Annotated in this window: 9 protein-coding genes and 1 pseudogene; 3 read left to right on the forward strand and 7 right to left on the reverse strand. The window is 62.0% G+C overall.

Annotated features, from left to right (window positions below; translation table 11 throughout):
- The 6 genes and pseudogenes from ACWI6D_RS08700 to ACWI6D_RS08725 form a co-directional block, all read right to left on the reverse strand.
- Positions 1-847, reverse strand: a pseudogene (locus ACWI6D_RS08700) (Tat pathway signal sequence); the annotation flags it as partial.
- 273 nt (positions 848-1120) lie between these two features.
- Positions 1121-3796 (reverse strand): aconitate hydratase AcnA, encoded by a 2676-nt coding sequence (gene acnA, locus ACWI6D_RS08705; protein ID WP_449134392.1) that lies wholly within the window; start codon positions 3794-3796, stop codon positions 1121-1123.
- A 269-nt stretch (positions 3797-4065) separates the two neighbouring features.
- Positions 4066-5163: an isocitrate/isopropylmalate dehydrogenase family protein gene (locus tag ACWI6D_RS08710; RefSeq protein ID WP_449134393.1), complete on the reverse strand. Its 1098-nt coding sequence runs from the start codon at positions 5161-5163 to the stop codon at positions 4066-4068.
- A gap of 140 nt (positions 5164-5303) precedes the next feature.
- Positions 5304-5912 (reverse strand): hypothetical protein, encoded by a 609-nt coding sequence (locus ACWI6D_RS08715; RefSeq protein WP_288284736.1) that lies wholly within the window; start codon positions 5910-5912, stop codon positions 5304-5306.
- A gap of 181 nt (positions 5913-6093) precedes the next feature.
- Positions 6094-6945, reverse strand: coding sequence for a response regulator transcription factor (locus ACWI6D_RS08720; RefSeq protein ID WP_449134394.1), 852 nt, complete (start codon positions 6943-6945; stop codon positions 6094-6096).
- Positions 6921-7370 (reverse strand): hypothetical protein, encoded by a 450-nt coding sequence (locus tag ACWI6D_RS08725; protein ID WP_449134395.1) that lies wholly within the window; start codon positions 7368-7370, stop codon positions 6921-6923. Before ACWI6D_RS08725 ends, ACWI6D_RS08720 begins: the two co-directional genes overlap by 25 nt.
- Before the next feature lie 108 nt (positions 7371-7478).
- Here ACWI6D_RS08725 and ACWI6D_RS08730 point away from each other — a divergent pair, with 108 nt between their 5' ends.
- Genes ACWI6D_RS08730 through ACWI6D_RS08740 form a run of 3 tightly spaced genes read left to right on the forward strand, consistent with a single transcriptional unit; the run spans position 7479 to position 8989 of the window.
- Positions 7479-7877: a hypothetical protein gene (locus ACWI6D_RS08730; RefSeq protein ID WP_449134396.1), complete on the forward strand. Its 399-nt coding sequence runs from the start codon at positions 7479-7481 to the stop codon at positions 7875-7877.
- Complete coding sequence (locus tag ACWI6D_RS08735; protein WP_449134397.1) at positions 7856-8524, forward strand: 4Fe-4S dicluster domain-containing protein; 669 nt, start codon at positions 7856-7858, stop codon at positions 8522-8524. The genes ACWI6D_RS08730 and ACWI6D_RS08735 overlap by 22 nt, the downstream gene beginning before the upstream one ends.
- 3 nt (positions 8525-8527) lie before the next feature.
- The gene (locus ACWI6D_RS08740; RefSeq protein WP_449134398.1) at positions 8528-8989 is read left to right on the forward strand and encodes a hypothetical protein; all 462 of its coding nucleotides are present in this window, start codon (positions 8528-8530) and stop codon (positions 8987-8989) included.
- A 432-nt stretch (positions 8990-9421) separates the two neighbouring features.
- On the opposite strand, the gene ACWI6D_RS08745 is transcribed toward ACWI6D_RS08740, so the two are convergent.
- On the reverse strand, positions 9422-10296 hold an 875-nt coding region (locus ACWI6D_RS08745), incomplete at its 5' end, for a UDP-galactopyranose/dTDP-fucopyranose mutase family protein (RefSeq protein WP_449134399.1).

The raw sequence follows: 10296 nt of genomic DNA on the forward strand, positions 1-10296 counted from the left end.
TGTCTACCAGCGCATACGCCGGGATGCCCTGGGCTCGGTTCGTCAGCCATTTGAACAGGTCGGCATAGCCCAGCGGGCTCACGCGCACGGGCGTGCCCTGATAGTTGATCTGGCTATACGTGCCCGCAATCTCGAACTGGCTGACGTACTCGGGAATGTTGCCCATGGCGCGATTGCCCAGAAGCGCGGCCGAATCGCGGTCGATGATGGGAATCTCGGAGTAGTCGACCTGCTGGATATCCTGCGCGAAGTCGGCGTCCTGCGTTTGCAGCACGTTGGCGTATTTGGCGGCGTTGCCCGGGAAAATGGACAGCGACGCCACGGCGCCCAGCACGCCCACCAGCGCGATGACCACCGGTACCCACGATGCAACCTTGAACGCCTTGGCCTTCGTGCGGCTGGGATCAACCTTGCTGTTGCCCGTTTCGTACGTGCGCGATTTTGCGCGCCAGAACACAAACAGCGGCAGCAGCACGAACACGGCCACGAACAGCCACGTGTCGGTGCTATGGATATTGATGGGCGGATGGAACCACCAGTAAGCAACCAGCAGCACCACAATTAGCAGAATGGCAAGGATGACCAGCGCTTTCTTGCTCATCTGGCCCATTTTGTCACCGAACGAGAAATCGGCGTCGCCGCCTTTGCCGCCCGAGCCGCCATGGCCGCCGAAGCCCGCGAACGGGTTTCCCGCGCCGCCGCCGAACGGGCTTGCGCCGCCTTGCTGCGACCCCCCTTCGCTGCTGGCGGTCGGACCGCTCTGCGGCCCACCGAATCCCGCGCCCATGTCGAAGCCCGACTGTTTAAGGGCATCGATGAGCGACTCAAAACCGGATGTCTGTTTCACGGCATCCCTTTCTTCCCTTGAAGTTTGCGATTCTCCCCATCATACACGAAAGCGTCCAGCTTCCGGAAAAGCTGAACGCTTTCGTTACCTTATAGTGACGCCGGGGCAACGTCAGGTGCAACGCCTCGAGCATCAACGCGCTTTCGCGCTTGCACAGCCGAAGCCGTTTGGCCAAGCGCGCACGCCGCATCAGCGATCGCGTCGCAGCGGGGCAAAGCCGGGTGCGAACGCTGCCGCGCCGCTTACACCCCGCGCCGTCCCAGCACGCAACCGTTATTTCGCCAGCTGGCGCAGCACGTACTGCAGGATGCCGCCGTTCTCGAAGTACTTGCCCTCCGTCGGCGTGTCCACGCGCACCGTTGCCTTGAACGCCACCGCAGACCCGTCGGCCTTCTTCGCCGTCACGTCCACCACGCGCGGCTCGGGCAGGCCGTGCGAGAAGTCCACGGCGCCCACCGTGTACTGCTCGGAGCCGTCAAGCCCCAGGCTTTCGGCGCTTTCACCTTCCGCGAACTGCAGCGGCATGATGCCCATGCCAATAAGGTTCGAGCGATGGATGCGCTCGAAGCTTTCGGCGAACGCCGCGCGGATGCCCAGAAGCATCGGGCCCTTCGCCGCCCAGTCGCGCGAGCTGCCGCTGCCGTACATCTTGCCGGCAACCACCACCAGGGGCACGCCGGCCTGCTCGTAATCCATAGCCGCATCGAACAGGGGCGTGACCTGGCCGTTCAGGAAGTCGCGCGTCCAGCCGCCCTTCTTGCCCTCCGCCAGCTTGTTCGCCAGCTTCACGTTGGCGAACGTGCCGCGCATCATCACCTCGTGGTTGCCGCGGCGCGCGCCGTACGTGTTGAAGTCGGCAGGCGCCACGCCACGCTCCTTCAGGTACTTCGCCGCCGGGGAATCGGGCGCGATGCTGCCAGCCGGCGAGATGTGGTCGGTGGTGATGAAGTCGCCCAGGAATGCCAGCGCGCGGGCGTCGGCAATCGGCGCCGCCGGCTCGGGCTCGGCGCCCATGCCGTCGAAGTACGGCGCACGGCGCACGTACGTGGAGTCCGCATCCCACGCGAACGTGTCGGACGGCTCGCTGCCCAGCTGCTGCCACGCCGCGTCGCCGTCGTACAGGCCGCGCGAGCCTTCCTCGTACAGCTCCTGCGTGGCGAACTTCGCCAGAAGCTCGGCAACTTCCTCGTTCGTCGGCCAGATGTCGGCCAGGTGCACCGGCGTGCCATCGGCGCGTTTGCCCAGCTCGGCGGTGGTCAGGTCAACGTCCATGGTGCCCGCCAGCGAATACGCGATAACCGTTGCCGGCGCGCCCAGGTAGTTCTGCGACACATCGGGGGAAATGCGGCCCTCGAAGTTGCGGTTGCCCGAAAGCACGCTGGCAAGTTCCAGGTCGTCGGCAATGTCGTGCAGCTGCGGCAGCACGGGGCCGGAGTTGCCGATGCAGCTCATGCAACCGAAGCCGCACGTGTAAAAGCCCAGTTGGCGCAGGCCGTCAAGCAACCCCGCGCGCTCAAGCAGAAGTTCGGTGGCACGGCTGCCCGGCGCCAGGATGCACTTCACCCACGGCTTGGGGGCAAGGCCCGCCTCGGCTGCCTTCTTCGCCACCAAGCCCGCCGTCAGCATCATGGACGGATCCGTTGCCGTGGTGCAGCTGGTCACCGCGGCAATGGCCAGCGCGCCGTGGCTCAGCTCGCACGTCTGGCCGTTCACGTCAACGGTAACCTTCTTGCCCAGGTCAAGGCCGCGATCGGCGCAAATGCCGCGGAAACGCTCCTGCGCCTCGTCAAGCCAAATGCGGTCGTGCGGGCGCGACGGGCCGGCAATGCTGCGCTTCACGCTGCCCAGGTCAAGTTCCAGCACGTCGGCGTACACGCGCTCGGGCGCGGCCGGGTCGTTCCAGAAGCCCTGCGCCTTCGCGTACTGCTCGACCAGCGCCACCTGCTCTTCGCTGCGGCCGGTCAGGCGCAGATACGCCAGCGTCTGCTCGTCAACGGGGAACAGCGTGCACGTGCTGCCGTATTCCGGCGTCATGTTCGAGATGCACGTGCGCTGCGTGGCGTTCAAGCTGTCAAGGCCGGGGCCGAAGCACTCGACGAAGCAGCCGACCACTCCCTTCTCTCGCAGCATCTTCGCGAACGTCAGCGCCACGTCCATGGCGGCCACGCCTTCGGCAAGCTTGCCGGTCAGGCGCACGCCCACCACCTTCGGCACCAGCGTGGTGATCGGCTGGCCCAGCGCCGCGGCCTCGGCCTCGATGCCACCGACGCCCCAGCCCAGCACGCCGATGCCGTTAGCCGTAGGCGTGTGGCTGTCCGTGCCCACCAGCGTATCGAAGTACACGGTGGGGTTCTCGCCCGCAGACGTTTTCACGCCGGCGGCTTCCGACGTCATGGCCACGCGCGCGAACTGCTCGATGTTCAGCTGATGGCAGATGCCCGCTCCCGGCGGCACGATGCGCACGTTCTCGAACGACTCCTGCGCCCACTTCAGGAAGTTGTAGCGCTCGCCGTTGCGCTGAAACTCCAGCTCCATGTTCTTCTCCATGGCGCACGAGCAACCCGCCACATCGGCGATAACGGAGTGGTCGATAACCAAATCGCACGGGATTTGCGGATTGATCTTCGCAGGGTCGCCGCCCAAGCTCGCGCATGCCTCGCGCATAACGGCAAAGTCCACGAACACCGGCACGCCCGTGAAGTCCTGGAACAGCACGCGCGCGGGGCTGAACTCCACCTCGCTGCCAACTTCGCCGGCACAACCGGCTTCAATCACACGTTTCGCCAGGTCAGCAGCCGCTTCCGGCGTTTCAGCGTTGCGCAGCACGTTCTCTAGCAGCACCTTCAGCGCATACGGCAGCTTCTCAGAGCCGGCAATCTGCTCGATCGGATAGTACGTGTACGCGGCATCCCCCACGGAAAGGGTAGCGGCGAACTTCTCGTTCTTCATATCGTCCCCCTTGAAGCGCCGATGCGCTTCCATCGTGTCGTTGCAAAATAGGGAAGGGCCGGGATGAATCCAAAAAGCGAAGTCGAGAATCGCACCGGTTGAGCAGATCGCATCGGGGCACGGCCTTCACCGGCCAAGCTTCGCCCCTTGCGCCCTATTAGCCCGAAACCCGTCCTCGCGACCAGGATTGCTTCTGCAACCCCGTCCCTTCAAACGAAAGAGGGAAGGCCGCGCCCCAAACGGCAGGCAGCCTTCCCTCGCCTATATCCTTACGCCTGCGCCTTGATGGCCGCCACAAGCGCGTCGGTGAACTCGGTACAGCTTGCGGCCGGGGCGTTGCTGCCCGTTGCCTTGCGGATGTCGCCCGTCAGCACGGTGCCGTCGGCGTACACCGCGCGCACGCCGCGGCGGATGCGCTCGGCAATTTCCAGTTCGCCCAGGTGGTCAAGCATCATGGCTGCCGACATGATCTCTGCCGTGGGGTTGGCCTTGTTCTGGCCCGCGATGTCGGGCGCGGAACCGTGCACGGCCTCGAACACGGCATATTCCTTGCCGATGTTCGCGCCCGGGGCAATGCCCAGGCCGCCCACCAGGCCCGCTGCCAGGTCGCTGGCGATGTCGCCGTACAGGTTCGGGAACACCACCACGTCGAACTGCGCCGGGTCGATGACCATGTTCATGCAGAACGCGTCGATGATGCGGTCGTCGAACTCAACCTTGCCCTCGTACTCCTTGGCCACTTCGCGCGCCACGCGCAGGAACAAGCCATCGGAATACTTCATGATATTGGCCTTGTGAGCAGCCGTAACCTTCTTACGGCCATGCTTGACCGCGTAGTCGAACGCATAGCGCACGATGTTCTGCGTAGCCGTGATGGAGATGGGCTTGATAGAGATGCCCGAGTCGGGGCGAATGACGCCCGCGCCTTCGTCAGCGCAGAACTGGATGAGCTTGCCCGCAGCCTCGGATCCCTCTTCGAACTCCACGCCCGCGTACAGGTCCTCTGAGTTTTCGCGCACGATGGTCAGGTCCACGTCGTCGTATCGCCCACCGGCACCCGGCAGCGAAGCCACGGGGCGCAGGCACACGTACAGATCAAGCGTTTTGCGCAGCGCAACGTTCACGCTGCGAAAACCCGTTCCCACCGGCGTGGTGCACGGGCCCTTGATGGCAACCTTATTGCGTTTGACGGCCTCAACCGTCTCATCAGGCAACGGCGTGCCCGTCTTCTCGGCGCATGCCGCGCCCGCTTCAGCAACTTCCCACGCGATATCCGCGCCAGCCGCCTCGACGACGCGCTGCATAGCCGCCGACGCCTCAAGGCCAATACCGTCGCCCGGAATCAGCGTAACCGTATGCTGTGCCATTGCCACTCCTTCCAGCAGCCATATTCGAGCCGGCTAAAACCGACCCCTGCTTGCATTCGAACTAACCCCCGCAGACACTTGCGGACGGTTCGAAACAAACAGGCTGCGCCGAAAAACGGTGCAGCCTGAGGTTTCCAAGGTTATTTTCCTTGCGCGTTGTCAATGATGGTTTGCGCCTTGCGTTTCAGCGCGCCCTTGCCATTATGCGCATCGAACGACATTCTCTCAACGAGCTGTTCCTTAACGTGCTCCGAAAGCTTGCCAGTGGCGAATTCGGCAACGGCGTTCAGCATGTCGTTGAACTCCACGTCGCCGTGATAGCACTGGATGGCCTCGTCGATAAGCGGCCACACGTGCTCGGAACGCTTTTCGGTAGTTGCACCATATGCGCAGAAGAAGCGCATGGCGGCCAGGCGGACAAAGCCGCTTTCCTCGTCGAACAGCGCCGTTTCCGCACCGGGCAGCGCCTTGTCCGTGCAGCGCGATTCCTGCGCAACCAGCGCAGTCAGCACGTCCAAACACTCCCAACGCGTCTGGGCCTCGGGGCGGTTAAGCGCGTCGATGACGTCCCCTGCGCAGGGCACCAGCAAAGCCGGGCTTACCTTCGCGATGAACGCAAGCGAGCTTGCCGCGTTTTGGCGGTTGCGGCGGGAAGAATCGCCCAGCTGCGCAACCAGCTTCTTGAATTTGTCTTCGTTTTTCAGCGCCTCGCGCGCCACGAATTCGTTAACATCCATGCTACCGGCCATGGCCTATCCTCCATTTACCTAGTATATTCCAAAATCATTATACCTGGTCATATGCACAACACGGGAACTTCCCGCAGAATTAACACGGCAGCAAACTAGGTATTGAAGGAATTCACCCGCGCGCCCGCAAGCAACCGGCCGCAAACCCCGTCGGCCCAAAGCTCCAAGGGACGTCGAAGCCTCAATAAGAATTCGAAAGCCCCTTCAGCCGCGCGGACTTATCGCGCGTCATTCGCACCCGCAAAGCTCGTCCGCGCGCCTGCATGCAAATGTCCATCGCCCGCAAACTCCGAGGGGTGCCTTCCGTCTTTCGAGCAGGCCGCTCGCCCGCCGATTCGATCACATCCAGCAGCTCCTGCTTGCTGTGCACGCCCACCTTCTGGTAGATGTGCCGCGCATGCGTTGCCACGGTCCCGCTTGACAGGTACAACTCTTCTTGGATGCGCGCCCGCGTCCGGCCCTTCGCCAGCAGCACCATAACTTCGGCTTCTCGTTCCGTCAGCCCGAATTCCCGCGCCACAACCTGGCACTTTTCCTGGAACGCGCGCTTGTGTCCGCCAGGCTCGGAGCTCGCAAACCCGCCGCTTCGCCCAATGTCGCCCGCGCATTGCGCAGCGCGGCCTTCGCCTGCTATAAGCTCGCTCAACTTCGCCCCAGGAAGCGCAAACATGTATGCCACCGACACCAACGCCACAGAAACAAGCGCCACTGCCATCCCGGCGTTCGGCATGGCGAACAGCAGCGCGCCAAACAGCCCCGCCACGGCCCAACCTGCCAGCTGGCCCGCCGTCATCATGCCCCAGCTTACGCAGAACAGCCCCGCTGCGTCCGCACGTCGGGCGGCCATGGCACGAGCAACGATGACGAAGAACAGGATGTTGAACGCACCCTGCTGCAGCAGTGCCACGAACACTGCAAGCGGCCCCATCTGCCCGAATATGGGCGAAAACACCAAAAACGCCGCCATCACCAGCATGACGACGCGATATGCTGCAGCAATGCCATCGGTTAAAAAGCGCAGGCACAAATCCACGAACACCGCAGCAAAACAAGCCCTGCCGCAATAAACGACGCCTGCCCCAGGTTGTCGAAATACTGCCTCGTTGCCGACAGAGCCATCGCGCGCGCCGCTCCGTCGGCGAACGCGTTCGCAAAGCTAACCAGCAGCCCGCACAAACCCAGCCCGCTCGCCATGCGCAGCATGTGTTTCACCTGTTCGGGAACTGCGACAGCAGCGCGAACGGCGCCGTCATCCTCGCGGCAAGCCCGTCCAGCGGCGGCAGCATTCCCCTTCGCGCACTGCGTGTCGCATTCGCCGCTCATTGTCATCGGCACCGCGGCAGCCACAACAGGCAGCACCGCGCACGCCGCAAACAGATCATCGGCACACCCAACTCCGTGCAGGGCGCCTAAATCTGCAAGGGCCCGCGCTTCAACACCGGCGCGCTGCTTGATCAAGGCGGCGGCTACTGGCCTCCCACCTCGATATTCGATTCCATCGACCCGGCACTTACCGGCTCGTTCCAGGTAACGCTGAAAGACGGCTCCACCCACACCGTCCGCCCCGTGTGGACCTACCTGCTCGATTCCGTGAAGGAATGCACGTTCGAATGGGCGGCCAACATTACCGGCGTTAACGCGCAGTTTATCCGCGAGGCGTGCCTGGCTTGGGCCACGCGCCCCGAAGGCCAGCGCTGGGGCAACGGCGGCATCCACTTTCAGCTTGCAACCGACCAGGTTGGCGACGTAGTGCAGTGTATACGCACGCTGCTGCACCTGCGCCATCTCACCGGCAACGTCGACACGCCCGCCGGCAACCGCGGTCCCACCCGCGTCCCGTCGCTGGGCGCAGAAGGCGCCGGCCCACTTGACCCTTACTGGGAAGTCACCGACATGGCGAATGGCTGCCCGATTACGACATCAGAAGAGAGGCGTAACGCACCATGTCCCATTACGCGATCATGACCGACCTCAACCGCTGCGTCGGTTGCCTATCCTGCTCGGCGGCGTGCAAAACCGTGAACAACGTGCCTATCGGCAGCTCCTGGATCAAGGTGCTGCGCGTCGGCCCGAATAAATGTAGCGATTACCAGGGAAAACGCCCGAATATCGAAACGTATTTCCTGCCCATGCAATACCAGCATTGCAAAGACCCCGAATGCGTGAAGGTGTGTCCCACCGAGGCTTCGCACATCGCACCCGACGGTACCATCCAAATTGACAAGTCGAAGTGCATCGGCTGCCAGTTCTGCGTCATGGCCTGCCCTTATAACGTGCGCTATCTCAACGAGGACGAACGCATTGCCGAGAAATGCACGCTCTGCACGCAGAAAACCGCCCAGGGTGAGCTTCCCCAATGCGTCGCGCAATGCGGCGGGCGCGCCCGCTTCTTCGGCGACCTGGATGAAGGCATCGACAACTTCGAATGCCCCGCGAACCCCACGAAGCAAGGCAAAGGCGTTTCGTACGACGACGTGCACAACGCGCGCCAGAAATACAGCGACATCGCCAAACCCTACGATGCTTCCGATGTGCATCACCTGCCGAACGTGGGCAACAACCCGAAGTTCCTCTACGTGCTGCGCGGCCGCACCTGGCAAGGAAAGGAGTAACCCATGGAATTGCAGTGGCCCCTCATTCTGTTCACCACGTTCATTTCCGCAAGTGCCGGGCTTTTCGCCGCTCTCGACGCAATGCGCTCGCAATCTGCTGCAAAGTGCAGCGGCGTCCTTGCACTTGCTTCAAGCGAGCTTAGCGCGCTTACCACCATTTGCTATGCAATCGCCATGTCTACCTGCGAAAACACGTTCGTCTCCGTGGGATACCGCTACGATCCAACCCATCCGACGCACGCGCTCGTCGATGCCGCCAACTATTCGGCATTCTCCGGCGGGTCGCTGTCGTTGACAATAGCCGCAATCATACTCGCCCTCGCAGCATTCGCCTGCGCATTCTGGGGCAAGAAATCCACGAAATGGAGCATTGCCGGCCGGCTTATCGTAGTCTGCTCGTGCGCAAGCGCCATCCTGCTTCGCATGGTCTTCTACACCACCGGCGGCAGCGTCTTCGCCTTCTAGCCTCAATCCAAGCCCGAAAAGCCAATCTACAGAGGTGCGTCCCACCTATCGTCACAGCCCAGGAGAAAGGGACGCACCCCTAGCCTCAACAATCATTCAGCGATCAAAGGCACCCGCCCTTGGGCGGGTGCCCTCAACAGCCTCAGCAATCGATTTAACTCCAGGTCGAACACTTTCTCGCTCCACGTTGCCCGACCATCCGCAATCACCAATTGTCAGATGGCCTTTTGCCGCGCCGCCTGCTCCCCATCCCCTTGCAAACACGCAGGAGGCGCGGCAAAAGGCCATTTCTAAACACCAATGCTTCAAGCTCCCCTACTTCCGTTATGGCAATTAACGCAAAAAAGGCCCGCACAACCGTGCGGGCCTTTCGACAACTACAACCAGCAAACAAGCTCAAGCTCTTAAAATAGCATCCCTTAGACGACGTCACTAGGCGCGCAAATCAACACCCAATTCGTCTTTCACCAGGTCGAATGCGGCGTCAATCGCCTTGTCCATGTCGTAATACTTATAGCCGCCCAAGCGACCAGCAAACACCACGTCGCCCTCTTGCTTGGCTAGCTTCTCGTATTCCGCATACAGCTTGGAGTTGCGCCCGTCATTAATTGGGTAATACGGCTCATCGCCGGGCTTCCAGTCGGCCGGATACTCACGGGTAATCACCGAAACCGGAGACTCCTGCTTCTCAAAATGCTTGTGCTCGATGATACGAGTGTAAGGCACTTCGCGCTCAGTGTAGTTCACCACAGCATTGCCCTGCCAATTCTCGCACTCAACCGTCTCAGTTTCGAAACGAAGGCTGCGATACTCAAGCGTGCCCAACTTGAAGTCGAAGTACTCGTCGATGGGACCGCAGTAAATCGTGCGGTCGGCGATATCGGGGTTCTGTTCTTTAAACTCGCGATATTCCGTAGACAGCTGAATCTCCGCGTCGCCGAACATGCGCTGGACCATCGCCGTATAGCCGCCCATAGGGATGCCCTGCCAACGATCGTTGAAGTAGTTGTTATCGTACGTCAGACGCACGGGGAGGCGCTTGATGATATCAGCGGGAAGCTCGGTGCAGCTGCGACCCCACTGCTTCTCGGTATAGCCCTTGACCAGCTTCACATACACGTCGCGACCGATAAGCGAGAGCGCCTGCTCCTCAAGGTTGGCCGGCTCCCCATCGCCAATAAGCTCAGCAGCTTCGGCTTTCTGGCGCTCGATAATCTCGACGGCCTCGGCAGGAGTCCGGATGCCCCACATCTTCGAAAACGTATTCATGTTGAAGGGCAAGTTGTAGAGCTCATCCTTGTACAAAG

It is taken from the genome of Senegalimassilia sp., from assembly GCF_977052095.1.